This is a genomic window from Sphingomonas sp. NIC1, assembly GCF_001638925.1.
GTDB classification, from domain to species: domain Bacteria; phylum Pseudomonadota; class Alphaproteobacteria; order Sphingomonadales; family Sphingomonadaceae; genus Sphingomonas; species Sphingomonas aquatilis.
On record NZ_CP015521.1, the window covers coordinates 2,784,952 to 2,810,231 of the forward strand.

A 25,280-nucleotide genomic window follows, 5' to 3' on the forward strand; every position below is an offset into this window, starting at 1 on the left:
CGGCGCCTCCGGGGGCTTCAGGCGCGGTTGGCGGCGCTGAGCACGGCGCGGACCGAGGCGGTGGCGATATCGGTATCGAGGCCGACGCCGAACACGGTCCGCCCGTCGGCGGTGCGGCATTCGACATAGGCTGCGGCCTGCGCATCGGCGCCATGGCCGATGGCGTGCTCGCTGTAATCGACTACGTCGAGGTCCGGCCCCGTCGTCTCGCCGAGCGCCGCAATGACGCCGGAAATCAAGCCGTTGCCGCGGCCGGAGATAGAGCGCTCCTCGCCATCCACCGCGACGCGGCCGACGAACAGCCGATCCCCGGCACTGCCGCGTTCCTCGTAATCGCGCAGCACGAACCGGTCGCCTTCGCGGGGGAGGTAGGTCGCCTCGAACCGGCCCCAGATGTCGGCGGCGCCGAGTTCGCGGCTGGTTTCGTCGGCGAGCGCCTGGACGTGACGGCTGAAATCGGCCTGCAGCCGCTTGGGCAGCTTCAGCCCCTTGTCTTGCTCGATCACCCAGGCGACGCCGCCCTTGCCGGATTGCGAATTGACGCGGATCACCGCTTCGTAGCTGCGGCCGAGGTCGGCGGGGTCGATCGGCAGATAGGGGACTTCCCACGCCTCGTCGTTCTGCTGTTCGCGGGCCGCAAAGCCCTTCTTGATCGCGTCCTGGTGACTGCCCGAAAAGGCGGTGAACACCAGCTCGCCGGCATAGGGGGTGCGGGGATGGACGGGGATGCGCGTCGCATATTCCACCGTCTTCACGATGGCATCGATATCCGACAGGTCGAGCCGCGGGTCGACGCCCTGCGTGTACATGTTGAGCGCGACGGTCACCAGATCGCAATTGCCGGTGCGCTCGCCGTTGCCGAGCAGGCAGCCCTCGACGCGATCGGCGCCGGCCATCAGCCCCAGCTCCGCCGCGGCGACGCCGGTGCCGCGATCGTTGTGGGTGTGGAGCGAGATCACCACCGCGTCGCGGTTCGGAATGTTGCGCCCAAACCATTCGATCTGGTCGGCATAGACGTTGGGCGTCGCGCACTCGACCGTCGCGGGCAGGTTGAAGATGATCGGCTTGTCGGCGGTGGGTTGCAGCACGTCCATCACCGCGGCGCACACCTCGACCGAGAAATCAAGTTCGGCGGTCGAGAAGGTTTCGGGGCTGTATTCGAACCGCCAATCGGTGTCGGGGCGCTTGGCCGCCTCGTCGCGCAGCACCTTGGCGCCTTCGATCGCGATCTGCTTCACCTCGGCGCGGGTCATGCCGAACACGATCTTGCGCCACGCCGGCGAGACGGCGTTGTAGAGGTGGACGATCGCCTGTTTGGCGCCGTCCAGCGACGCGAAGCTCGTCTCGATCAGGTCGCGGCGCGATTGGGTGAGCACCTGCACGAACACGTCGTCGGGGATGCGATCGGTCTTCACCAAGCCGCTGATGAAGTCGAATTCGGTCGCACCGGCGCTCGGGAAGCCAACCTCGATTTCCTTGAGGCCCACCTTCACCAGCAGGTCGAAGAAGCGGGTCTTCTTTTCCGCGTCCATCGGGTCGATCAGCGCCTGATTGCCGTCGCGCAGATCGGTCGACAGCCAGCGCGGCGCCTGGGTGATCACCCGCGACGGCCATTGCCGGTCGGCGAGGTCGATGGTGGGGAAGGGGCGGTATTTGGTCGAAGGATCGCGAAGCATGGGGAGTCCCGTCGTCGGCCGCGCGCAGCCGGCGCGGCAAGGTGGCGCTGAAGCGTTATCCGGCCCTTAGGGGAGCATGCATGAGCAGTGGCCGCCCCTAAGGGCGGGTAAGTCGCAGGGTGGCGGCGGCGCTCATCATCACGGCTGCGTCATGACGGAGCGCGGCGGCTTTGTCCACCCGCCAAACGGGCGGTGCGTGCGGAAAAGTTTCAGGCCATCCCGCACGCACGGCCATTTTATTGCGCGGTGAAGGCGGCGTTGATGTCGAGCTTCACGTCGTCGGCGACGACGGGGAGCGCATAGCCGAGTCCGAAATCGCTGCGCTTGATCATCGCGGTGCCGCGGAAGCCGAAGTTCAGCTTCTTGCTCATCGGGTTCGTGCCCGCACCGACGAAGGTCGCATCGATCGTCACTGGCTTGGTGACGTTCTTGATCGTCAGGTTGCCGGTGATCTTCGCGCGATTGCCGTTGGCGACGACCGAGGTCGAAACGAAGCGCGCCGTCGGATAGGTGGCGGCGTCGAAGAAGTCCTTCGATTCCAGATGATGCTTGAACTGTTCCGACGTGGTCGACAGCTTGTTGATCGCGAACGTGACGTCGAGCTTCGCCGCGGCGGGGCGCTTGGGATCGATGGTCAGCGAGCCGCCTTCCGCGCCGAACTGGCCGGACAGCATGCTGAAGCCCATATGGTTGAGCGTCCACGTCACCTGCGTGTGCGCGGGGTCGACGGCATAGGTGCCGGCGGTCACGGCGGCGGCGTTCGGCGAGCCGGGCAGGCCGGCGGGGGCCTGCGCGATGGCGGGCACGGCGGCAGCGGCCAGGACGGCAGCGAGGATCAGGCGCATGTGGTGGGTCTCCCTGGGAACAATCGTTTCGGGTTTGACCATAACGCTGCGCAGGGGGAAAGTGCCGGTTCGGAAACGGTTGGTTGCGCGCTTGGCTGTCGTAGTCCTCCCCCGCCAGGGGGAGGTGGCACGGCGAAGCCGTGACGGAGGGGGAGGGAAGCGACACGCCTCGGCTGGACGGGCGTCGCCGTCCTCCCCCTCCACCATTCGGCTGGCGCCGAACGGTCCCCTTCCCCCTGGCGGGGGAGGATTTACAGGATCGCTTAGTTCTTCGCCTTGTCGACCAGCTTGTTGGCGCCGATCCAGGGCATCATGGCGCGCAGTTCGGTGCCGACCTTTTCAATCGGATGCGCGGCGGCCTGCTTGCGGCTGGCCTTCAGCTCGGGCTGGCCGGCGCGGTTGTCGAGGACGAAGTTCTTGACGAAGCGGCCCGACTGGATGTCGGCGAGCACGCGCTTCATTTCCTTCTTCGTCTCTTCGGTGATGATCCGCGGGCCGGTGACGATGTCGCCATATTCGGCGGTGTTGCTGATCGAATAGCGCATGTTGGCGATGCCGCCCTCATACAGCAGGTCGACGATCAGCTTGGTTTCGTGGAGGCATTCGAAATAGGCCATTTCGGGGGCGTAGCCCGCCTCGGTCAGCGTCTCGAAGCCCGCCTGGATCAGGTGGGTGATGCCGCCGCACAGCACGGCCTGCTCACCGAACAGGTCGGTTTCGCATTCCTCGCGGAAGTTGGTTTCGATGATGCCGGACCGGCCACCGCCGACGCCGGACGCATAAGCGAGCGCGACGTCATGCGCATTGCCGCTGGCGTCCTGATGGATCGCGATCAGGCAGGGCACGCCGCCACCGCGGACGTATTCGCTGCGCACGGTGTGGCCGGGGCCCTTGGGCGCGATCATGATGACGTCGATGTCCGCGGGCGGCTCGATCAGGCCGAAATGCACGTTGAGGCCGTGCGCGAAGGCGAGCGCCGCGCCGGGCTTCATATTGCCCTTGAGGTCCGCGTCCCAGATCGCGGCCTGGTGTTCGTCGGGCGCCAGGATCATGACGATGTCGGCCCATGCCGCCGCTTCCTTGTTCGACAGCACCTTGAAGCCTGCGTCGATCGCCTTCTTGGCGGTCGCCGATCCTTCGCGCAGCGCGATCGCCACGTCCTTGACGCCGCTGTCGCGCAGGTTCTGCGCATGGGCGTGGCCCTGCGACCCATAGCCGACGATGGCGATCTTCTTGTCGGTGATCAGGTTCAGATCGGCGTCGCGATCGTAATAGACCTTCATTGTACTTCCTTTCGTCACCCCGGCCCTGAGCCGGGGTCCCGCTGTTGTCCCGCCAGTTGAAGAAGCGGGACCCCGGATCACGTCCGGGGTGACGGGAGGGTTGTGGGGAACGGGTGGTGAAACTTACGCCGCCTCTTTGCCGCGGGCGATGGCGACGATACCGGTACGGGCGACCTCGATCAGGCCGACTTCGCCCATCAGTTCGACGAACTTGTCGATCTTTTCGATCGAACCCGTCACCTCGAACACGAAGCTGGTCGTCGTCGCATCGACCACGCGGGCGCGGTACACGTCGGCGAGGCGCAGCGCCTCGATCCGGTGATCGCCGCTGCCCGCGACCTTCACCAGCGCGAGCTCGCGTTCGACGTGCGCGCCCTGCGCGGTCAGGTCCGTCACCTTGTGGACGGGCACTAGCCGATCGAGCTGGGCGATGATCTGTTCCATCGTCGCCGGCGAGGCGCTGGTGACGATGGTGATGCGGCTGACCGTCTTGTCGGCGGTGATCTCGCTGACGGTCAAGCTTTCGATATTATAGCCGCGTGCAGTGAACAGGCCGGCGATCCGCGCGAGGATGCCCGGTTCGTTGTCGACGATGACCGCCAGCGTGTGGCGTTCGGTGGCTTCGGTCTTGATGTGCAAGTCAAATTCCTCCCCGGAACGGGGAGGGGGACCGCTCGCGTAGCGAGTGGTGGAGGGGGCCCTCCACCGGCGCCATCGCTTGCCGCACTCCCCCTCCACCATGCTCCGCATGGTCCCCCTCCCCGTGCCGGGGAGGAATAAAGGGTCAAACCAGCGCTTTCGCCTCGTCGTCCATCGTGCCGCTGACCTCATTGGCCTGCAGGATCATGTCGGTGTGCGCAGCGCCGCTCGGGATCATCGGGAAGCAATTGGCGAGCTTCGCGACGCGGCAGTCGACGATCACCGGGCCGTCATGGTCGAGCATCGCCTGGATGCCGTCCTCCAGCTGGTCGCGGCGGTCGATCAATATGCCCTTCCAGCCGTACGCCTCACCCAGCTTCACGAAGTCGGGCAGGCTGTCCGAATAGCTTTCGGCATAGCGGCTTTCATAGGTCAGTTCCTGCCACTGGCGGACCATGCCCATATATTCGTTGTTGAGGATGAAGATCTTGACCGGCAGGCGATATTGCGTCGCCGTCGCCAGTTCCTGGATGTTCATCTGGATGCTGGCCTCGCCCGCGATATCGATGACGAGCGCATTGGGGTTGCCGAGTTGCGCGCCGATCGCGGCGGGCAGGCCATAGCCCATCGTGCCGAGGCCACCGCTGGTCAGCCACTTGTTCGGCTTCTCGAAGCCGAAATGCTGCGCGGCCCACATCTGGTGCTGGCCGACCTCGGTCGTGATGATCGGGTTGCGCGCGTGCGTCGCCTCCCACAACGCCCGGATCGCGCGCTGCGGCATGATGTCGCTGGCGGTTTCGGGGAAGTCGAGGCAGCCGACCGCGCGCCAGCCGGCGATGCGGCGCCACCAGTCGGTGGTGTCGGGCTTGGGATGCTGGCGCGCCTTCCAGATGCGGACCATGTCTTCCATCGCATGGCCGGCGTCGGCGATGACGGCGAGGTCGACGCGGACGTTTTTATTCACGCTGGATCGGTCGATATCGATATGGACCTTGCGGCTGTTCGGGCTGAACGCATCCAGGCGGCCGGTGACGCGGTCGTCGAAGCGGCTGCCGATCGCGATCACCAGATCGGCCTGGTTCATCGCCATGTTCGCCTCGTACGTTCCGTGCATGCCGAGCATGCCGAGGAACTGCTGCGACGAAGCGGGGAAGGCGCCGAGGCCCATCAGCGTCGAGGTGACGGGCGCGCCCGAGATACGCGCCAGCTCGACCAGCAGTTGCGACGCCGCCGGACCCGAATTGATGACGCCGCCACCGGTGTAGAGGATCGGGCGTTCCGCCGCAGCGAGCATGTCGACGACCTGCTCGATCTCGCTCTGCGGCGCCTTGACGCGCGGACGATATGTCTTGTGCTGGATCGGGCCGGGCTTGGTGTAGCGCGCGGTCGCGACCTGGACGTCCTTGGGGATATCGACGACGACGGGGCCAGGACGGCCGCTGGTCGCGATGTGGAACGCCTCGTGGATCGTCGGGCCCAGCTTTGCCGGGTCTTTCACCAGGTAATTATGCTTGGTGCAGTGACGCGTGATGCCGACCGTGTCCGCTTCCTGGAACGCATCGGTGCCGATCAGCCCGGTCGGAACCTGGCCGGTGATGACGACCATCGGGATCGAATCGAGCAAAGCATCGGTGATGCCGGTGACCGCATTGGTCGCGCCGGGGCCGGAGGTGACGAGGACGACACCGGGCTTGCCGGTCGAGCGGGCATAGCCCTCCGCCGCATGCGTCGCCGCCTGTTCGTGGCGGACGAGGATGTGCTTGATCCGCGTGCCGTTGGCGTTCGCCCGAAACATCGCGTCGTAGATCGGCAAGACCGCCCCGCCGGGGTAGCCGAACACGACCTCCACGCCGAGATCGCACAGCGCCTCGACCAGGATGTCTGCTCCGCTCTTTTCGCCCACGGTTCGTCTCCACCAGAATTGCGTTTGGTGCGGCGCGGGTAGCCGGACGGGCCGGGGGGGTCAACCCTTTTCTATAATAAACTTGCTATGGCGACATCGATTTCATTCGATTCTGTCGCGATGTGCCATTCTTCGGGCGGTTGATGGCGAAACCACGTATATTGCCGCTTCGCGTAGCGCCGTGTGTCGAGTTGGACCTGCGCCAGTGCGGCGTCGCGCGAGACGGCATCGCGCAGATATTCGCCGATCGGCGGCACGCCGATCGCGCGACGGATCGGCGCGTCGGCGGGCAGGTCTTTACGGGCGAGCAGCGTGGCGACTTCCTCGATGGCGCCGTTGGCGAACATCGTCGCGCAGCGGGCGTCGATCCGGTCGAACAGCGACGAACGGTCGGGGAGCAGGATCGCGGCGGCGAGCCGGATGCGGTCGCCGATACCGCCGACCCGCTGCGCCTGCCAATGCGCGAGTGGCCGGCCGGTCGCGCGCACCACTTCCAGTGCGCGTGCCACCCGCGTGGTGTCGGCCGGGGCGAGGCGGGCGGCGGCGGCGGGGTCTTCCTGTGACAGGAGACGATGCGCCTCGGCCACCGGCAGGCCGCGCACGTCGGCGCGGATAGCGGGGTCGATCGGCGGCACGGGCGCGATACCGTCGAGCAACGTGCGCATGTACAGGCCGGTGCCGCCGACCAGGATGGGCAGGCGGCCCTCGGCGTGGACCGCGTCGATCGCGGCGCGCGCCTCGTCCGCCCAGCGCGCGGCGGAATAACGCGCGTCGGCACCATCGACATGACCGAACAGGCGATGTGGCACGCGCGCCTCTTCCGCGGCATCGGGGCGGGCGGTGAGGATTCGGAGGTCGGCGTAGACCTGGCTCGCGTCGGCATTGATGACGACGCCGTCGTGGCGCTCGGCGATCCGGATCGCCGCAGCGGACTTGCCGCTGGCGGTCGGCCCTGCGATGAGCGCGACGCTCGGTTTGGGGTGGGAGACGGACATGTTCACGGCGACGCTCATAGGCGAAGCGCTGACGCGAGGCGACCTGTCGGCCGCAGTCGACCGGCTGGCGGCGGCGGGATGTGCGCCCGGCGCGGCGGCGTGGCTGGACGAGGGCGTCGCGGCGGATGTCCCGTTCGCCCGCGACGCGGCGGCGGGGCGCGGGGCGCTGGAGGGCGCGTTTGCCGCCACCGACGTCTTCGTTCAGCCGACCGCGTCGCGGCGGAAATCGCTGCTCGTCGCCGACATGGATTCGACGATGATTACCGTCGAATGCATCGACGAACTCGCGGACTATGCCGGGATCAAGGCGGAGGTGTCCGCCGTTACCGAGGCGGCGATGCGTGGCGAGCTCGACTTCGAAGGGGCACTGGACGCCCGCGTCGCGCTGCTAAAAGGGCTGAGCGAAGACGTGATCGCGCAATGCCTTGCCGAGCGGGTGACGATCATGCCGGGTGCCAAGGCGCTGGTGCGGACGATGCGCGCGCACGGCGGGCATGCGGTGCTGGTGTCGGGCGGCTTTACGCGGTTCGCCGAGCCGGTGGCGGCGGACATCGGCTTCGACCGCGCGATCGCCAACGTCCTGTTGATCGAGAACGGCCGGCTGACGGGCACGGTCGACAAGCCGATCGTGGGGTCGGCGACCAAGGAGGAAACGCTGCGTGCCGCGATAACGGAGCGTGGGATCGACCCGGTGCTGAGCCTAGCGGTGGGGGACGGCGCGAACGATCTTGCGATGATCGGCGCGGCGGGGCTGGGCGTGGCCTATCACGCCAAGCCGATCGTCGCCGCCGCCGCGGCGGCGCGGGTGGATCATGGGGATTTGACCGCTTTGCTCTACGCGCAGGGCTATGCGCGGAAGGATTGGGTGGCGTAGGCGACGATCCGCATCCACCCCGTCACCCCGGACTTGTTCCGGGGTCCACCGCGCGGAAAGGGGTCGGCAAGAGGCTCGAACCATCCCCCTCGCCGCGGAGTGGACCCCGGAACGAGTCCGGGTTGACGGGGAGGGCAGGCCGCCCGAACCTCGCCGAGGTTAGGGCGCCACCACCACGCAGGACACGCCCGAAGCCGCGCATGCCTTTTGCGCCGCAGCCTTGTTGGCGAAGCCGCTGGCCTGCAGCCGGATCACGTTGCCCGCCTTGGCGTAGACGGGCTGCGCGCCACCCAGCTTGCCGCGAACGCGCGCCCATTGCGTGCTGGCATTCGCCTGGGTGCTGAACGCGCCGAGCTGGATCTTCCACGATCCGCCCATGGCGGCGGGGGCAGCGGTGGCGGCCGGCGCTTTGCGGATCGCTTCATGCGGCGCGATCCGGTCGTTGACCGGACGATCGGGCGAGCGCTGGTGCGGCGGGATGACGTCCTCCGGCTCGCGCGGCGGCGTCTTGGCGGGCCGGGGCGTTTCGACGGTGCGCGAGGGCGGCACGCTGGTCGTCGCCACGGCGGGGTTGCGCTGGGCGGCAGGCGGCGCATTGCGCAATTCGTCGCCATACCGCTGGGCCAGCGCCGTGCCGCGCTCGCGGTCGGCCGGGGTGATGTACTGGTCCATCTGCGCCAGTGTTTCCGACGCGGCCTTGAGCCCCGCCTGCGAGGCCAGCGTCATCAGCGCATAGGCGCGCGGATAGTCGCGCGGCACGCCGTCGCCGTTGAACAGCATCGTGCCGAGCACCAGCTGCCCGCGCGGCTCGCCGCGGGCGACCGACTTTTCCAGCCACGGCGCGGCTTCGGCCTTGCGGCCCGACTGGAACAGCGCGAGCCCGTAATTGTCCTGCGCCTGAAAATGGCCCTGGAGCGCCGCCTTGCGGAACCAGCTTTCCGCAAGCGCCGGATCGACCGGCACGCCGCGGCCAAGCTTGTACGCTTGGCCGAGGTTGAACTGCGCATCGGCGTCGCCCGCCACCGCCGGCCCGCGCCATTGCGCGACCGCGCCATCGTAATCGCCGCGACCCCAGGCGTCGACGCCCGCCTTGACGCTCTGCGCGCCCGCCGGCGTGGCGAGCGCCATGCCCGCCGCCAGCGCCGCGCGTGCGAGTCCACCGAAGTTCCGCATTCCGCTGCCCTTTTTGATCCCGTGTTGCCGCCACCATGCCCCGCCAGATCGCGCAAGGCAAAGTGGGATCGCCGCACACCGTCCCATTAACCGGTTCTTAGCCTCGATCTGACAGGTATCGCGACAGATTTGGACGGTTCGAAGGGAAGCTATGCGCGTCCTCGCGGTGGCATCGCAAAAGGGTGGGTCGGGCAAGACGACCTTGTCGGGGCATCTCGCCGTGCAGGCGCAGATGGCCGGCAATGGTCCCGTCGTGCTGATCGACATCGACCCGCAGGGCAGCCTGTCCGAATGGTGGAACGAGCGGACCGCCGACTTTCCCGCCTTCGCGCAGACCACGGTCGCGCGGCTGCAGGCCGACCTGGAAGTCTTGCGGCAGCAGGGATTCAAGCTGGCGCTGATCGATACGCCGCCGGCGATCACCATGGCGATCCAGAGCGTCATCGCCGTCGTCGAACTCGTCGTCGTGCCGACGCGGCCCAGCCCGCACGATCTGCGCGCGGTGGGGGCGACCGTCGATCTGTGCGAGCGGGCGGGCAAGCCGGTGGTGTTCGTCATCAATGGCGCGACGCCGCATGCCCGCATCACCAGCGAGGCCGCGATCGCGCTGTCGCAGCACGGCACCGTCGCCCCCACCACCATTCACCAGCGCACCGATTTCGCGGCGTCGATGATCGATGGCCGCACCGTGATGGAGGTCGACCCGGACGGACGATCCGCGGCAGAGATTACGGAATTGTGGACGTTTGTCGCCGACCGGCTGGAGAAGAATTTCCGCCGGACGGTGTTCAGCGTGCCGAATGCGTCGGGCCATGCCGGTTTCGGCGCGCGTCCGGCGGGTGGTGGCTTCGGTCGCCGGGTGATCGGGGGCTGATCGCGTGACCGCTTCGCCCAAGCCGATGGCGGCCCTGTCGTCCGGCCTGCTCGCCCGCAAGGGGCAGGCGCGGCCGGCGATGCGCAGCGGCGCGCTGATGAGCTTTCCCCCCAGCCAGAGCGATGACCTCGGCTGGAACGACATGGGGGCGGCAGACAGCGTTCCACCCGTGCTCGTCCAGAGCGACCTGCTCGAGGCGCAAATTGGCCGACCTGCCGCGGTGGCCGAGGTATCCCTTGCCGCAGCCCAGCGCATCCAGCGCGAGACGCCGACCGAAGGGCAGGTAGCCCTGGCGCTGCGTATCGATGCCGATCGGCATCTGCGACTACGGTTGGCCAGCGCCATCACCGATCGATCCGCACAGGATCTGCTGACCGACGCCCTCGACGTGCTGCTCATCGCGGTGCCCGAGGTCGATACGCTCGTCGCGCAATTGTCGCGCGCAAGGACTCGGCCATGACCCGGCCGCACCGCACCAGGGTCGCGAAACACTGGGGGTTTATCCGATGACACCGCGTCTCATCCTGTCGCTCGGCCTGTCCGCGCTCGTGCTCGGCGGCACGATGGTCGGCTGTACCGCGACCGGCAATCACCTTGCCAAGGCGAGCGACCGCGCAGCGGCGCGTACCGCCAAGGCGGCGCACCGCGACGCCGAAAAGGCCGCGCGCGCACTGGCGACGCGAGACCCGTCCGCGGTGGCCTATGCCGAAAGCGCGGTATCGCAGGCACCGCGCGACGCGGGCTATCGCATGCTGCTGGGTCAGGGCTATCTGCAGGCAGGGCGCTTCGCCTCGGCGCGCGACACCTTTGCCGATGTCGTCGATCTGATGCCGGGCAACGGCAAGGCCGCGCTCAACCTCGCGCTCGCGCAGATCGCGACGGGCGACTGGTCCGCGGCGCGCGCGACGCTGGACGCCCATGCCAAGGATATTCCCGCCGCCGACCTAGGCCTCGCGACCGCGCTGGCCGGCAATCCGGCAGGCGCGATCACGATCCTCGATGCCGCGGCGCGCGCGCCGGGCGCGACCGCGAAGATCCGCCAGAACCTGGCGTTGAGCTATGCGCTCGCCGGGCGCTGGGACATGGCGCGGATCGCCGCGGCGGCGGATATGTCGTCCGCCGATCTCGACGCGCGCATGGAGCAATGGGCCGCCTTCACCCAGCCGAAAGGCGCGCCCGATCAGGTCGCGAGCCTGCTCGGCGTGCGGCCGGTTGCCGATACGGGCCGACCGGTCGCGCTGGCGCTCAACGCGCCGACGCCGGTGACGCCGATGCCGGATGCGCCGGTGCAGACGGCCGCGGTCGAGACGCCTGCCCCGGTTGCCGCTGAGACCCCTGTACCGGCGGTCCAATTCGCAAAGGTCGACCTCCCACCGCAGCACGATGCGGTGCAGCCAGCGCCGACGATGCTGATCCGCGCCGATGCCACGCCCGCCAAGCTGGCGCTTGCTGGCAGTGGTCAGCGCCATGTGGTGCAGGACGTGCCTGCGGCGACGCCGCTCGCCCGATCCGCGCCGGCCGGCGACTGGTTCGTCCAATTGGGTGCGTTCAGCAACCCGGCGGTGGCCCGGTCTGGCTGGGCCAATGCGACGCGCCGTTTCGCCTCACTGTCCGGCCATCAGCCCACGGGCGCGCGCTTCGCCGCCGAACAGGGGTCGCTGTACCGTCTGTCGGTGGGTGGCTTTACCCGCGATGCGGCGGTGCAGATGTGCCGCGCATACCGCGCCAAGGGCGGCGCCTGCTTCGTCCGCCGCGAGGCGGGGGATCGTATCGCGCAATGGCTGCGCACGCCCGTACAACTGGCGTCGCGCTGACGGGCAAGCGGAGCGCGCGGGTCGCCTAGGCGATCTCGCGCCCGCCCTTCCACACGCGCAGCACCCGGCCCTGTATGGGCAGGCCGTCGAAGGGTGTATTGCCTTCTGAGGCGAAGGCGGTGCCATCGACCTGCCAGGGCGTTTCCGGATCGAACAGCATCAGGTCCGCCGGCTGCCCGGTGGCGAGCGTGCCCGTCTCCAGTCCCAGCACGCGCGCAGGGTTGACCGACAGCATCGCCAGCAGCCGCTCGAGCGGCAGCAGCCCGTCGCGCACCAGCATCAGCCCTAGCGGCAACAGCGTCTCCGCGCCCGCCATGCCGGCCGCCGAATCGACGAAGGGGAGACGCTTGGCCTCCGGGCCGTGCGGATCGTGGCCCGAGCACAGCACGTCGATGGTCCCGTCCGCGATCGCGGCGCGGGCGGCGTGCCGGTCGCTCTCGCTGCGCAGCGGCGGGGAGACATGGGCGTAGGTGCGGAAATCGCTCATCGCGATATCCGACAGATGCAGATGGGCGGGCGTGATACCGCAGGTGACGCGGACTCCGCGGCGCTTGGCGGCGCGGATCAGATCGAAGGCCGCAGCGGTGGTCGCCTGCCGGATGTGCAGCCGGGCGCCGGTTTCCTCTGCCAGCATCAGGTCGCGCGCGACGGCCAAGGCTTCGGCGACCGCGGGGGCGGCGGGCAGGCCGTGCCGCGTCGCCGTCTCGCCATCGGTCGCGACGGCGCCCGCGGTCAATGCGCCATCCTCGGCATGGGCGACGACGGCGATGTCGAGGTCACGTGCGTAGGCGAGGACGCGCAGCATGACGCCCGAATCGGCGATCCAGCCGCGACCCGTGCCGACCGCACGCGCGCCCGCGGACGCGCAGATCGCCATTTCCGCCATCTCTGCCCCGGCCAGGCCGCGCGTTGCCGCGGCGATGGGGTGGATCCACAGGTCGGGCTTACCGATCAGTGCGGCGCGCTGGACGATGCCGGGATCGTCCAGCACCGGATTGCCATCCGGCATCAGCGCGACGCGGACGATGCCGCCTGCCCGGAAGGCGGCGCGATCGATGCGGAAGACGCCGAGGTCGACGATGCCGGGGCTGAGCGTCTTGCCGCCGCAATCGACGATTGTCGCATCGGCGGGCACGTCGATCGTGCCGCTGGCGACGATCGTGCCGTCACGGACCAGCAGGCTGCCGTCGCGGACGCCGCCGGTGGGGCAGGCGAGGCGGGCGTTGATGAAGGCGATGCCGTTCATGCCCAGCCCTCCACCTTGCGCGCGCGGCGGGTGAGTACGTCGAGGCAGGCCATGCGCACCGCCACCCCCATCTCCACCTGTTCGGTAATCGCCGATTGCGGCCCGTCCGCGACGCTCGAATCGATCTCGACGCCGCGGTTCATGGGGCCGGGGTGCATGACCAACGCGTCGGGCAGCCGGGCGATTCGCTCCGGTGTCAGGCCGTAGCGGAGCCGATATTCGCGGCTTGACGGAATGTAATCGCCCGCCATCCGCTCGTTCTGCACCCGCAGCATCATGACGACGTCGGCGCCGACCAGCGCCTTGTCGAAATCGGTGAAGGGGGTGACGCCCATCCGCTCGATCGCCTTGGGCATCAGCGTCGAGGGCGCGCAGACGCGGACCTCTGCGGCGAGCGCGGTGAGCGCGAGGATGTTGGAGCGCGCAACGCGGCTGTGCAGCACGTCGCCGCAGATCACTACGCGCTGGCCGGCGATGCTGCCGCGGCGGCGCCGGATGGTGAGCGCGTCGAGCAGCGCCTGCGTCGGATGTTCGTGGCGCCCGTCGCCGGCGTTGAGCACCGGGCAGTCGACCTTGTCCGCAATCAGCCGCACCGCGCCGCTCGCCATGTGGCGGATGACGATCACGTCGGCGCGCATGGCGTTCAGCGTCTGCGCGGTGTCGATCAGCGTTTCGCCCTTCTTCACGCTCGATTGCGCGGCGTGCATGTTGACGACGTCCGCACCCAGGCGCTTGCCCGCGATTTCGAAGCTGAGCAGCGTGCGCGTGCTGTTTTCGAAAAAGGCGTTGATCTGCGTCAGGCCGTCGAGGCGTTTGTCGGGCGCCGCATGGTTGCGGTTTGCCGCGATCCAGGTTTCCGCCTCGTCGAGCAGAAAGGCGATCTCATGCGGCTGAAGGCCGTCGATGCCGGTCAGGTGCCGGTGCGGGAAAACGGCGCCGCCCGGAAGCTGGGCGGCGGGGCTGTGATCGGAGGCTTGCATCAAGTCGCCCGGTTAGCGGGCGCGCGGGGCAGGGGCAACCGGGAAGGGCGCGTGCCCGCATCATCACGATAGCCCGTCGCCATGGGCTAGAGCCTGATGACATGAGATAGAACCGGTCGTGCTGAGCTTGTCTAAGCACAGGTGCCCGCACGTGCCGACCTCGCCTGTCGCGCCCCGCCCTTCGACAGGCTCAGGGCGAACGGAGAAGGGGGATGAACTCCATGTCATCACGCCCTAACCGCGAACCGGGTGACAGACGGCGGGCAAAAAAATAGCGGCCCGAAGACCGCTATTTCCCAACCGAAGTTGTCACAGCAACTTAGTTGCTGTCGGCCTTGCCGCTGTTGTCGTCAGCGACGACGACGATGCCAGCAGCCACGGCAGCGACCGCCAGAACGGCGATCAGGATGCCGCCGCCGGCCAGCTCGTTCTTCTTGCCCGACACCGAACCGGTGCGGACCGACTTGGCGACCGACAGGCTCGCCGCCGGGTTCGCCGGAGCGGCAACCGCCGGAGCAACAGCCATCGTCGCGGCCGCAGCGGCCATCAGATACTTCCCAAGACGCATAAAAACTCCCTCTTCATGTTCGTCACGGTCGCCCTGCCATAAACAGGTAAACAAGACAACCACTCACGCCGGCCGTTTACGCTCGCGGACAGCATTTCATACGACACCGGATGATGCCGTCTCCGCGGTCATAGCAGGGGTCGGTCCGGCATGAACCCCCCCATATGCCGCGCCAACAACGTCTGACCGGGCCAGAATATCCCTTCAGCCCGTCAGCCGACCTGCACGGTCCAGCGCGCGGTGCCCTCCAGTCCCAGCGCAGTCAGTCGCCCGGTCTGGTAGGCGCCCGTATCGACGCCGATGCGATAGCCCTGCACGTCGAGATCGTCGCTGATCGTGTGGCCGTGGACGATCACCTTTTCCAACGGGCCGCTGTGATCGAGGAATGGCTTGCGAATCCAGCGCAGGTCGGCGCTGCGCTGGGCCGACAGATCGGTATCGGGGCGGACGCCGGCGTGGACGAAGGCATAGTCGCCGATGACGATCAGGTCTTCGAATCGCTCGACGAAGGCCTGATGCTCGGCCGGCACATGGCGCTGCATCGCCTGATGCAGTTCGTCATAGTCCATCCGGTCGTATTCGGTGGAATCGACGCCATAGCTCAGGATCGTCTCGCGCCCGCCGATGCGGCAGAACATGCGGAGCGCCTTCGGGTCGCCCTTCAGCGCATCGAGGAACACTTCCTCGTGATTGCCGAGCAGGAACCGGGTGGCGGGGCGGTCTGCGGCCAGGCGATACAGCCGCTCGATGACCCCGGCAGAGGCCGGGCCGCGATCGACCAGGTCGCCGAGGAAGATCAGCGTCGTCCGCGCCGATCCGCGCGCCGCTTCGTCCGCGTCGATCGCGGTGAGCAGGCGGCTTAGCTGGTCGTCGCAGCCATGGATATCGCCCACCGCATAGACGCGTTCGCCATCGGGGATCGCAGGGGTGGGAGCGGCCGCCGCGCGGCGCCCCTGTAGCAACTTTTTGAGCATGAAATCCCGTCAGTCGAGCAGGCAGGGCAGATAGGGCGCCGTACTGGTCGCGGCAACACCCTGAACCGCGCCTGACGGGCAGGCGTCAACCCGCGAGGCGGAGCGCGTCGCGCGGCGATCGGGGGGCGGGCTGGTCCGGCCAGATGCCGCGCGTGTCGAGCACCAGCTTGTCGGCGCGCTCCTCCAGAGGCACCGATCGGAACACGTCATGGTCGACCAGCACGATCATGATCGGGCAGGCGTCGATGGCGGTGTCGATGTCGATCAGCGTCGCGCCATGGGCTTCCAGCGCGGGGGGCAGGCGGTCAGCATAGGGCTCGACGATCCTGACGCGTGCCCCGAACCGTTCGCTGAGCGCCTGCGCGACGCGGAGCGCCGGGCTCTCTCGGAAGTCGTCGATATTCGCCTTGAACGCGAGGCCGAGGCACGCAACCGGCGCGCCCGGGTGCGCCTCGATCAGCGCGGCGGCCTGGGCGATGACGTGATCGGTCTTGCCGTCGTTCACCAGTCGGGCGGTGCGGATCAGCGGCGTGTTGGCGGGATCGGCATGGACCAGGAACCAGGGATCGACCGCGATGCAATGGCCGCCGACACCGGGGCCTGGTTGCAGGATGTTGACGCGCGGATGGCGGTTGGCGAGGCGGATCACCTCCCACACGTCGACGCCCATCGTATCCGCGACGAGGCTCAGTTCGTTGGCAAAGGCGATGTTGACGTCCCGGAAGGCGTTCTCGGTGAGCTTCGTCATCTCCGCGGCGCGGGCGTTGGTGGTGACGCACGCGCCGCGGACGAAGCGGCGGTAGAAGGTCAGCGCCTTGCGCGCGCAGCGCGGGGTGATGCCGCCGATCACGCGATCGTTGTCGATCAGCTCGACGAGGATGCGGCCGGGCAGCACGCGTTCCGGGCAATAGGCGATGGCGACGTCTGCGGCTTCGCCGGCGCGGCCGGGTACGCGCAGGTCGGGGCGCAACTGGGCGAGCAGATCGCGGACCCGCTCGGTCGTGCCGACCGGCGATGTCGATTCGAGGATCACCGTATCGCCCGCCTTGAGTACGGCGGCGATCGTCGTCGCGGCGTCGAGCACGAAGCGGATGTCGGGCGCGTGATCTTCTGCGAAGGGCGTCGGCACTGCGATGACGAAGACGTCCGCCGGCTCGATCGTCAGCGAGGCGCGCAGCGATCCGCGGGCGACCACGCCGGAGACGAGGCCGTCCAAGTCGACCTCCTCGATATGCACGCGGCCCGAATTGACCGTCTCGACCACCGATGGCGTGACGTCGACGCCCAGCACGCCCGCACCGGTGCGCGCGATCACGGCGGCGGTGGGCAAGCCAATATAGCCCAGCCCCAGGACGACGACCTTCAATTCAGAGTCCGAAACCATCGGCGACGATCCTTGCGATCCGGCTGCTGGCATGACCGTCGCCGAACGGATTGTGGGCGCGGGCCATGGCGGTATAGGCCGCCTTGTCGTCGAGAAGGGTGAACACTTCGGAAACGATGCGCGCTTCGTCGGTGCCGACGAGGCGTGCGGTGCCCGCTGCGACCCCTTCCGGCCGCTCGGTCGTGTCGCGCATCACCAGCACGGGCTTGCCGAGTGCGGGTGCTTCCTCCTGCACGCCGCCCGAGTCGGTCAATGCGATCGTGCAGGCGTCGAGCGCGCGGATGAAATGCGGATAATCGAGCGGCGCGATCCGCGCGACGTTCGGGGCGGCCGGTAGCACAGCGTCCATGACGGCCGCGACATTGGGATTGGGGTGCATCGGGAAGAGCACGGCGACGTCCGGCCGTGCCGCGATCCGCGCGATCGCCCGCCCGATCGCCGCCATGCCGTCGCCGAAATTCTCGCGACGATGCGTCGTGACCAACACGATCCGCTTGCCGGCGAAGCGCGCGAGCAGGGGGGCGAGATCGCCGGCGAGGTCCGGCTGTTCGGTGATGCGTACGCGCGTCCAATGCAGCGCGTCGATCACGGTGTTGCCCGTGACATGGACGCCCTCCGTCACATTCTCGCGCGCCAGAGCGGCCGCTGCCGTCTCGGTCGGCGCGAAGTGCAGGTCGGCGATCGGTGCGACGATGCGGCGGTTCACCTCTTCGGGCCAAGGATGATAGATGTCGCCCGAGCGTAGCCCCGCTTCGACGTGCGCGACGCGAATCTTGCGATAATAGGCAGCGAGCGCCCCCACCATGGCGGTCGCGGTGTCGCCCTGGACGATGACACGGTTGGGCGCGACTCGATCCATCACCTCGCCCAACGCGATCAGCAGGCGCGCGGTCAGGCGGTCGAGCGACTGGCCCGGCTCCATGAGGTCGAGGTCGACATCCGGGGTGAGGCCTGCGATCGCCAGCACCTGATCGAGCAATCCCCGGTGCTGCGCGGTCACGCAGGTGACGACGTCCATGCCATCGACCTGTTGCAGCGCCCGGACGACCGGGAACAACTTGATCGCTTCCGGCCGGGTGCCGAAGATCACCAGAGTTCGGGGACGGCTTGTCGTAGTCATTGCCGAAGGTTAGTGCGGCGCCCGTTAATAAGCGAGTTAACGTTGGCGCCGTTTTTCTGCGGCGTCATGCCGGATTTAGGGGCACTGATGACGATCAAGCGCGTACGCAAGGCGGTTTTCCCGGTCGCGGGCCTCGGCACCCGGTTCCTGCCGGCGACCAAGGCGATGCCGAAGGAGATGCTGACGGTCGTCGACAAGCCGCTGATCCAATATGCGGTGGACGAGGCGCTCGAGGCGGGGATCGAGCAGATCATCTTCGTCACCGGCCGCGGCAAGCACGCGCTCGAAGATCATTTCGACATCGCCTACGAACTGGAAGACACGATGCGCGCGCGGGGCAAGAGCCTCGAGATCGTCAACGGCACGCGTATGAAGCCGGGAAGCCCGGTCTACATCCGCCAGCAGGAGCCGCTGGGCCTCGGCCACGCCGTCTGGTGCGCGCGCGAAATCGTCGGCGACGAACCGTTTGCGGTGCTGTTGCCCGACGAATTGATGGTCGGCACGCCGGGCTTCGTCGCGCAGATGGTCGCCGCTTACGAAAAGGTCGGCGGCAACATCGTCGGCGCGTTGGAAGTGGCCGATAGCGAGACGGACAAATATGGCATCATCTCGCCGGGGAAGGTCGATGGGCGGCTGACCGAGGTCACGGCGCTGGTCGAAAAGCCGGCGAAGGGCACCGCGCCGTCGAACCTGATGATCCCCGGGCGCTACATCCTGCAGCCGGAAGTGATGCGCATCCTGGAGCGCCAGGAAAAGGGTGCGGGGGGCGAGATCCAGCTGACCGACGCCATGGCGCAGCTGATTGGCCAGCAGCCGTTCCACGGCTTCACCTTCGATGGCGCGCGCTACGATTGCGGGGATAAGGCGGGCTATATCCAGGCGAACCTGGCACTGGCGCTGGCGCGGCCGGACATCGGCCCGGCGGTGCGCAGCTTCGCGCAGACGCTGCTCGGCTGATCCGTCAGCCGCCGCAGGTGCGGCAGCCGGGGTCCTTGGGCAGCGACAGGGTGCGGAAGCGCAAGTCGAGCGTGTCGGCGAGTAGCAGCTTGCCGGCCGCGTCCGTACCGAAGGGGTGTAGCGCGCGCAGCACCTCGAGCGCCGCCAAGCTACCGATCATGCCGGCCATCGGCCCCAACACGCCGTCTTCGGAGCAACTGACGCCCGCGCGTTCTGGATCGTCGCCGACGAAGCAGCGATAACAGGGCTTGTCCGCTTCCCAGCCACGGAACACGCCGAGCTGTCCGTCGAACTGGCCGATTGCAGCCGACACCAGCGGCACGCGTGCGGCATAAGCGGCATCTGCCACGGCCAGCCGCGTCGCGAAATTGTCGCAGCCATCCAGAACGACATGCGCGTCCGCGAGCAGGGGCGCGATCGAGGTGGCATCGATCCGCTGGCAGACCGCATGCGCCTCGATATGCGGGTTGAGTCGCCGTGCAGCGGCAACGGCGGCCTCGGCCTTTCGATGCCCGATGTCCCCGGTCGTGTAGATCGTCTGGCGTTGCAGGTTCGATAGGTCGACCGAATCGTCGTCGACGATCGTCAGCGTGCCGATGCCGGCAGCGGCGAGATATTGGATCGCGGGCGAGCCGATCCCCCCCGCGCCGATCACCAGTACGTGCGCCTGTTTCCAGCGCTGCTGACCCGCACCCCCCACGTCCTTCAGGATGATATGGCGGGCGTAGCGGGTGAGTTCGGCGTCCGACAGGATCACGCGCAGCGGCTCGACCGGCGCGTCATTGCGGCCATGAGAAGGTCAGGCTGGTGCGATACCAGTTGCCGGGATCGACCGTGCCGACGGGCGTGCCGTTGCGCATCATGCTCGACACGAGGCCGGCGGAATATTGCTCGACCGATGGGCAACCGATGGCGCGGGGGACGATGCGTCGCGGCTGGGACGCCGCGGAGAACAAGACCGCGAGATCGACCTTGAGTGTCCAGCCGGCGGCCGTCTGGATCGCGGCGGTGCATCGGCCGGCCTGCACCTCGCTCCGCACGAACGCGGACAGGGTCAGGCCATCATCGACAGCTCGGGCGAAGGGCAGCGGTCGCAAGGTGCTCCAATCCTGCGGCGGCATCGGTGCGGGCGATGCCACGGCAAGCTGCGCTGCAAGGAACCATGCGATCATCATCGTCCGGTGGACCCGAATCCTCCGCTACCCCGCGCAGTATCCTCCAAAATTTCAACACTTTCCAGTGCTGCGCGCTGAACGGGGGCGGGCACGATCTGCGCGATCCGGTCGCCGCGTGCGATCGGGAACGGAGCGTCGCCCAGATTGATCAGGATCACCTTCACCTCGCCGCGATAATCGCTGTCGATCGTGCCCGGCGTATTGAGGCAGGTAATGCCGTGTTTCAGCGCGAGCCCCGAGCGCGGGCGCACCTGCACCTCGAAGCCGTCGGGAATCGCGAAGGCGAAGCCGGTCGCGACCGCCGACCGCGCGCCCGGTGCCAGGGTCAATGCCTCGGCCGCGACGACGTCCATGCCCGCGGCACCATCGGTGGCATAAGCGGGCAGGGGCAGGCCTTCGCCATGGGGCAGGCGTTGGATGCGGATGTTAATGGCGGTCATGGCGTCGCTCTTAGCGCCCCGGCGCGGGGCTTGTCGAATGTGGCAGGATCAGCCGTTATGGACGATGGCCAGCTTGTTGCCCGTCGGATCGCGCAGATAGGCCGCATACCAATCGGGACCGTAATGCTCGCGATGGCCGGGTGCGCCCTCATCCTGCGCGCCGTGCGCCATCGCCACTGCATAAAAGGCATCGACTTCGTCGCGCGTCCGTGCGCCGAACGCCATCATCGTGCCGTTGCCCGCGGTTGCCGGCGCTCCGTCGAGCGGCTTGCAAATCCACAGCGTCAGGCCCTCGCCGCTGCCACCCGCGGAATAGCCGCGCCAATCGGGAAAGCTGGCATGCGCCGACCAGCCGATCGTCGCCAGCACGGCATCGTAGAAAGCATGCGCCACGTCGGTATCGGCGGCACCCAGCGTCACGTACGGGTTCATGCGTCGTCTCCCCTTGTGTCAGGGGGAGAGGCTATCAAACGAATCGGAACGTATCAAGAACGCATAAGCGCATCGGCGATGCGATCTGCGATCCGGAGCGCGACCGCGTCCTTGCCCATCCGGTCCCAAGACTCGACGCCCTGGGCCGTCACCAGATTCACGGTATTGGCATCACCGCCGAAGACATCACCGGAGACGTCGTTGGCGACGATCCAGTCCGCGCCCTTGCGATCGCGCTTGGCGCGGGCGTGGTCGATCACCTGTTCGGTCTCTGCCGCGAAGCCGACGACGAGACGGGGGCGGTTCGGCCCTCGCGCCACCGTGGCGAGGATATCGACGTTCTCGGTCAGGGTGAGCGTGGGCGGGGCGTTGCCCTTCTTGACCTTCTGCGGCGCGGCCTCGACACGCCAGTCGGCGACCGCGGCGACCATCACCGCGGCATCGGCGGGGAGTGCGGCCTGCACCGCGTCCGCCATATCCTGTGCCGACACCACGTCGACGCGGCGGACGCCCTCTGGCGTGGCGAGCTCAACCGGGCCCGCTACCAGCGTCACCTCGGCCCCCAGTGCCGCAAGCGCGCCGGCGATGGCGAAGCCTTGCTTCCCGGACGAGCGGTTGGCGATGTAGCGCACCGGATCGATCGCCTCATGCGTCGGTCCCGCGGTGACGAGGATATGGCGCCCGGAAAGGCGCGTATCGGCCGGGGCGAGCGCGCAGTCGATGGCGGCGGCGATCGCTTCGGGTTCGGGCAGGCGACCGGGGCCGTATTCGCCACAGGCCATCGTGCCCTCGTCGGGTTCGAGCACCGTGATGCCGTCGCTGCGCAACCGGGCGACGTTGCGCTTGGTCGCCGGATGCTGCCACATCCTGACGTTCATCGCTGGTGCGGCGAGGACGGGCGTGTCGGTCGCGAGCAGAAGGGTGGTTGCGAGATCGTCGGCGATCCCGGCCGCCATGCGCGCGATCAGATCGGCGGTGGCGGGGGCGACGACGATCAGGTCGGCCTGGCGGCTGAGCTGGATATGGCCCATCTCCGCCTCGTCCTTCAGGTCCCACAGGCTGGTGTAGACCTGGTCCTCGCTGAGCGCCGCGAGCGTCATCGGCGTGACGAAATGGCTCGCGCCCTCGGTCATCACGCAGCGCACCGCATGGTCGCGCTTCCTGAGCAGGCGGATCAGTTCGCACGCCTTGTACGCGGCGATGCCGCCGCCGACGATCAGGAGGACACGTTTCACCGCACGATCCTTTTCACCGTGATCCGCCGCCGGTCGAACATGGCGCTCGACAGGTCCCGCAGGGCATCGGGCACGAAGACGAGGCCGACGAGCAGCACCGGCGCGATCAGCAGGCCCCAATAGAAGGTGTCGAGCCGGCCGAAGACGCTCAGCACCAGCGCATAGCCGCTGAGCAGGACGACAATCCGCAGGCCCAGCCCCGTATGCCACGCTGCCCAGCCAAACAGCGACAGGCCGACGAGAGGGGCCGCAAGCCACATCGGCAACAGCACCAGCCCCGTCGACAGCGTCATCGTTCGCACGAAGAAGCCGAAGCCGAGTTGCCCCGACCAGCCCGGCGACACAGGATCGAGCGGGCGGACGAAGGCGGCGACGGCATGCGCATGGAGCGCCAGGACCGCAGCGAGCAGCGCGCAGGCGATGGCCCAGCCGATCGCCTCACGCCCGCGTCCCTCGACCAGCGCCATCGCCAGCATGACGATCAGGTACAGCCCCGTCGTCTCGCGGATCACGGCGGCGGCAAGCCCGATGGCGATAGCGGGCAGCGGATCGCGGACACGGTAAAGCGCCAGCGACAGCGCTAGGAGCAGGCCGGCCCAGATTTCATGGAACGCGGACAGGCTCGGCTGAACGAAGGGGATGAGCCCCGCGGCGAGCAGCATCATCGCGACGATCCGCGGCGGCAGGCGCGTGAACACGCCGCGCAGCCGCACCCACCAGGCGACGACGACGGTCGCTGCCAGCAGATCGAGCAGCACTAGTACCACAGGTCCGGGCAGGGCGGCCTCCACCACGGCAAGCGTCGGCAGCCGCACGGTGACGAAGGGCCGCAGCGGATAGTCGCCCGCGCGCATCGCATCGATTGCGGCCGCGTAATAAGACGCGCCGTGGCGCACTGCCTCGACGATGCCGTCGTACAGCGCAATGTCGGTCTGACCATCGGTGGCGCGCGCGCCATCGGTCGCCGCGGCCGGAACGGGCGTCGCGAAGACCAGCAGCGTCGCGAGGAGCAGCCCGGCGAGCGCCACGACCACCAACCAGGCATCGCGCACGTTCAGCCCGGCAAAGCGCGACGGGCGCGCGATCCAGAGCGGGACGAGCGGCCGGCGCAGCATCGGCGTCAGTGCAGCACCAGCCATGTCGCCGCCACGCTGGCGCAGGCGGTCAGCACGGCGACAGCGGCATAGCGCCAGCCGCCGCCGATGCGCACGACCTCGATTTCGCGCAGCGGCGGGGCGGGGGGCTCGCCGCCCGGGGCGGGGTAGCGCGCCTCGATCCGGCGGATCAGTTCTGGCAGGCCGGCGATGGTACGCACATCCTGGATCAGGCGATCCGCGATCGCGGCTTCGGGGCCGAGTTCGGTGCGGATCCATTCGCGGACGAACGGCGCGGCCGATTCCCACAAATTGATATCGGGATCGAGGCTGGTCGCCACGCCCTCCACCATCACCATCGTCTTCTGAAGCAGCAGCAGGTGCGGCTGCGTCACCATGTCGAAATCGCGGGTGATGCTGAACAGGCCGTCGAGCATCATGCCGATCGACATGTCCTTTACCGGCAGGCCGCGCATCGGTTCGCCCACGGCGCGTAGCGCGGTCGCGAACTCGGCGACATTGTGGTGCGCGGGGACATAGCCCGCCTCGAAATGGATTTCGGCGACGCGTTTGTAATTGCCGGTGATCAGGCCGTAGAGGATCTCGGCCAGCCACACCCGCGCGCGTCGGTCGATCCGGCCCATGATGCCGAAATCGATCGCGGCGATCTTGTCGCCGGGCAGGGCGAACAGATTGCCCTGGTGCATGTCGGCGTGGAAGAAGCCCTCGGCGATCGCCTGGCGCAGGAACGCCTGCACCAGCGTGTTGGCGAGCTTCTTGACGTCATAGCCGGCGTCGATCAGCGCCTGGCGGTTCGACAGCTTGATGCCGTCGATCCATTCCATCGTCAGCACGCGCGTGGACGAGCGCTGCCAGTCGATTGCGGGGACGACGAAATCGGGTTCCGCCGTCATCGCCTCGGCGAGTTCGGAGGCGGAGGCGGCTTCGCGCTGGAAGTTGAGTTCGCGCAGCGTCCAGCGGCGGAAATTCTCGACCGTCAGGCGCGGGCGCAGGCGCTTGGCCTCGCCGCCGAGGCCTTCGAGCTGTGCCGCGGCCCATTGATAGGTGTCGATCGCGCGGGTGAAATCGGCTTCGACGCCCGGGCGCAGCACCTTCACCGCGACCTGCCGGCCATCGGTGGTGATCGCGCGATGGACCTGTGCGATCGACGCGGCACCGACCGGGTTCTCGTCGATCTGGGCGAAGACGGCGCTCGGCGGACGGCCGAGGCTGGCCTCCATCGCAGCGCAGATCGTCTCGAAGGGCACCGGGGGCAACTGGTCCTGCAGGCGCAGCAGGTCGTTCGCGGCGACGTCGCCGACGAGGTCCGGCCGGGTCGCGAGCGTCTGGCCGAGCTTGATCGCGGCAGGGCCGATCGCCTGGAAGGCATCGGCGTAGCGCGGCGTCGCCGGCACGCGCGCGCCGAAGCGCGCGACGCGGGCGAGGCGGCGGACGGGGGCAGGCGTGTTGCGGTCCTGCTCGATCCCGCGCAGCGCGCCGTGGCGCGCGAGGATGCGGCCCCACTTCAGCAGTCGCCAGATATGGACGACGGAGGTCGTCACGCGAGCGCTCCTCCCGTCCGGGAGGAGCATGGCCGGT

At 68.2% G+C, this 25,280-nt stretch carries 25 protein-coding genes; 5 read left to right on the forward strand and 20 right to left on the reverse strand.

The window, feature by feature from the left end; all coding sequences use genetic code 11:
• Nucleotides 1-17 precede the first annotated feature (17 nt).
• The 6 genes from leuA to miaA form a co-directional block, all read right to left on the reverse strand.
• Nucleotides 18-1,676, reverse strand: coding sequence for a 2-isopropylmalate synthase (gene leuA, locus A7E77_RS13155; RefSeq protein ID WP_063688554.1), 1,659 nt, complete (start codon nucleotides 1,674-1,676; stop codon nucleotides 18-20).
• Between the two features lie 236 nt (nucleotides 1,677-1,912).
• Nucleotides 1,913-2,521 (reverse strand): YceI family protein, encoded by a 609-nt coding sequence (locus A7E77_RS13160; protein ID WP_017978366.1) that lies wholly within the window; start codon nucleotides 2,519-2,521, stop codon nucleotides 1,913-1,915.
• A 263-nt stretch (nucleotides 2,522-2,784) separates the two neighbouring features.
• Nucleotides 2,785-3,804, reverse strand: a complete 1,020-nt coding sequence (gene ilvC / locus A7E77_RS13165; RefSeq protein WP_017978367.1) for a ketol-acid reductoisomerase — start codon at nucleotides 3,802-3,804, stop codon at nucleotides 2,785-2,787.
• Between the two features lie 123 nt (nucleotides 3,805-3,927).
• On the reverse strand, nucleotides 3,928-4,443 hold the full coding sequence (ilvN, locus tag A7E77_RS13170) for an acetolactate synthase small subunit (protein WP_017978368.1): 516 nt from the start codon (nucleotides 4,441-4,443) through the stop codon (nucleotides 3,928-3,930).
• Between the two features lie 145 nt (nucleotides 4,444-4,588).
• Nucleotides 4,589-6,346, reverse strand: a complete 1,758-nt coding sequence (gene ilvB / locus A7E77_RS13175) for a biosynthetic-type acetolactate synthase large subunit (RefSeq protein WP_063688556.1) — start codon at nucleotides 6,344-6,346, stop codon at nucleotides 4,589-4,591.
• A 71-nt stretch (nucleotides 6,347-6,417) separates the two neighbouring features.
• Nucleotides 6,418-7,341, reverse strand: coding sequence for a tRNA (adenosine(37)-N6)-dimethylallyltransferase MiaA (miaA, locus tag A7E77_RS13180; RefSeq protein WP_063688559.1), 924 nt, complete (start codon nucleotides 7,339-7,341; stop codon nucleotides 6,418-6,420).
• On the opposite strand from miaA, the gene serB reads away from it, so the two are divergent.
• The gene (serB, locus tag A7E77_RS13185) at nucleotides 7,340-8,215 is read left to right on the forward strand and encodes a phosphoserine phosphatase SerB (RefSeq protein WP_063688561.1); all 876 of its coding nucleotides are present in this window, start codon (nucleotides 7,340-7,342) and stop codon (nucleotides 8,213-8,215) included. The two genes, miaA and serB, sit on opposite strands and share 2 nt — an antisense overlap.
• A gap of 159 nt (nucleotides 8,216-8,374) precedes the next feature.
• Here the strand turns inward: serB and A7E77_RS13190 are convergent, their stop codons facing one another.
• The gene (locus tag A7E77_RS13190; RefSeq protein WP_063688564.1) at nucleotides 8,375-9,388 is read right to left on the reverse strand and encodes an SPOR domain-containing protein; all 1,014 of its coding nucleotides are present in this window, start codon (nucleotides 9,386-9,388) and stop codon (nucleotides 8,375-8,377) included.
• Between the two features lie 151 nt (nucleotides 9,389-9,539).
• Between A7E77_RS13190 and A7E77_RS13195 the strand changes: the two genes are divergently transcribed.
• Genes A7E77_RS13195 through A7E77_RS13205 form a run of 3 tightly spaced genes read left to right on the forward strand, consistent with a single transcriptional unit; the run spans nucleotide 9,540 to nucleotide 12,076 of the window.
• Nucleotides 9,540-10,262, forward strand: a complete 723-nt coding sequence (locus tag A7E77_RS13195; protein WP_043059038.1) for a ParA family protein — start codon at nucleotides 9,540-9,542, stop codon at nucleotides 10,260-10,262.
• Nucleotides 10,263-10,287: 25 nt separating this feature from the next.
• Nucleotides 10,288-10,722 carry a hypothetical protein gene (locus A7E77_RS13200; protein WP_063688567.1) on the forward strand — a complete coding sequence of 145 codons (435 nt, stop codon included), beginning with the start codon at nucleotides 10,288-10,290 and terminating at the stop codon, nucleotides 10,720-10,722.
• A 46-nt stretch (nucleotides 10,723-10,768) separates the two neighbouring features.
• The gene (locus A7E77_RS13205; RefSeq protein ID WP_063688569.1) at nucleotides 10,769-12,076 is read left to right on the forward strand and encodes an SPOR domain-containing protein; all 1,308 of its coding nucleotides are present in this window, start codon (nucleotides 10,769-10,771) and stop codon (nucleotides 12,074-12,076) included.
• Between the two features lie 25 nt (nucleotides 12,077-12,101).
• Here A7E77_RS13205 and A7E77_RS13210 read toward each other — a convergent pair whose 3' ends face one another.
• From A7E77_RS13210 to wecB, 6 genes are all read right to left on the reverse strand, one after another.
• Nucleotides 12,102-13,322, reverse strand: a complete 1,221-nt coding sequence (locus tag A7E77_RS13210; protein WP_063688572.1) for a dihydroorotase — start codon at nucleotides 13,320-13,322, stop codon at nucleotides 12,102-12,104.
• The gene (locus A7E77_RS13215; protein WP_063689960.1) at nucleotides 13,319-14,302 is read right to left on the reverse strand and encodes an aspartate carbamoyltransferase catalytic subunit; all 984 of its coding nucleotides are present in this window, start codon (nucleotides 14,300-14,302) and stop codon (nucleotides 13,319-13,321) included. The genes A7E77_RS13210 and A7E77_RS13215 overlap by 4 nt, the downstream gene beginning before the upstream one ends.
• A 319-nt stretch (nucleotides 14,303-14,621) precedes the next feature.
• Nucleotides 14,622-14,870: a hypothetical protein gene (locus A7E77_RS13220; RefSeq protein WP_024310507.1), complete on the reverse strand. Its 249-nt coding sequence runs from the start codon at nucleotides 14,868-14,870 to the stop codon at nucleotides 14,622-14,624.
• A gap of 212 nt (nucleotides 14,871-15,082) precedes the next feature.
• Nucleotides 15,083-15,844, reverse strand: a complete 762-nt coding sequence (locus tag A7E77_RS13225; protein ID WP_063688575.1) for a metallophosphoesterase family protein — start codon at nucleotides 15,842-15,844, stop codon at nucleotides 15,083-15,085.
• Between the two features lie 85 nt (nucleotides 15,845-15,929).
• A complete protein-coding gene (gene wecC / locus A7E77_RS13230; protein WP_063688577.1) occupies nucleotides 15,930-17,228 on the reverse strand; it encodes a UDP-N-acetyl-D-mannosamine dehydrogenase in 1,299 nt (432 codons plus the stop codon).
• Nucleotides 17,212-18,348, reverse strand: a complete 1,137-nt coding sequence (gene wecB, locus A7E77_RS13235) for a non-hydrolyzing UDP-N-acetylglucosamine 2-epimerase (protein WP_063688580.1) — start codon at nucleotides 18,346-18,348, stop codon at nucleotides 17,212-17,214. Before wecB ends, wecC begins: the two co-directional genes overlap by 17 nt.
• An 87-nt stretch (nucleotides 18,349-18,435) precedes the next feature.
• Between wecB and galU the strand changes: the two genes are divergently transcribed.
• Nucleotides 18,436-19,305, forward strand: a complete 870-nt coding sequence (galU, locus tag A7E77_RS13240; RefSeq protein WP_063688583.1) for a UTP--glucose-1-phosphate uridylyltransferase GalU — start codon at nucleotides 18,436-18,438, stop codon at nucleotides 19,303-19,305.
• Nucleotides 19,306-19,309: 4 nt separating this feature from the next.
• On the opposite strand, the gene A7E77_RS13245 is transcribed toward galU, so the two are convergent.
• Genes A7E77_RS13245 through ubiB form a run of 7 tightly spaced genes read right to left on the reverse strand, consistent with a single transcriptional unit; the run spans nucleotide 19,310 to nucleotide 25,243 of the window.
• Nucleotides 19,310-20,062 (reverse strand): HesA/MoeB/ThiF family protein, encoded by a 753-nt coding sequence (locus tag A7E77_RS13245; protein ID WP_063688585.1) that lies wholly within the window; start codon nucleotides 20,060-20,062, stop codon nucleotides 19,310-19,312.
• Between the two features lie 22 nt (nucleotides 20,063-20,084).
• On the reverse strand, nucleotides 20,085-20,480 hold the full coding sequence (locus A7E77_RS13250) for a hypothetical protein (RefSeq protein ID WP_063688587.1): 396 nt from the start codon (nucleotides 20,478-20,480) through the stop codon (nucleotides 20,085-20,087).
• Complete coding sequence (gene dut / locus A7E77_RS13255) at nucleotides 20,477-20,920, reverse strand: dUTP diphosphatase (protein WP_043059045.1); 444 nt, start codon at nucleotides 20,918-20,920, stop codon at nucleotides 20,477-20,479. Before dut ends, A7E77_RS13250 begins: the two co-directional genes overlap by 4 nt.
• Nucleotides 20,921-20,968: 48 nt before the next feature.
• Entirely contained in the window at nucleotides 20,969-21,352 is a 384-nt protein-coding gene (locus A7E77_RS13260; protein ID WP_063688589.1) for a VOC family protein, read from the reverse strand.
• Between the two features lie 53 nt (nucleotides 21,353-21,405).
• On the reverse strand, nucleotides 21,406-22,587 hold the full coding sequence (gene coaBC / locus A7E77_RS13265; RefSeq protein WP_063688592.1) for a bifunctional phosphopantothenoylcysteine decarboxylase/phosphopantothenate--cysteine ligase CoaBC: 1,182 nt from the start codon (nucleotides 22,585-22,587) through the stop codon (nucleotides 21,406-21,408).
• Nucleotides 22,584-23,726, reverse strand: coding sequence for a hypothetical protein (locus A7E77_RS13270; RefSeq protein ID WP_318842600.1), 1,143 nt, complete (start codon nucleotides 23,724-23,726; stop codon nucleotides 22,584-22,586). Before A7E77_RS13270 ends, coaBC begins: the two co-directional genes overlap by 4 nt.
• A complete protein-coding gene (gene ubiB / locus A7E77_RS13275) occupies nucleotides 23,708-25,243 on the reverse strand; it encodes a 2-polyprenylphenol 6-hydroxylase (RefSeq protein WP_063688597.1) in 1,536 nt (511 codons plus the stop codon). Before ubiB ends, A7E77_RS13270 begins: the two co-directional genes overlap by 19 nt.
• Nucleotides 25,244-25,280 lie beyond the last annotated feature (37 nt).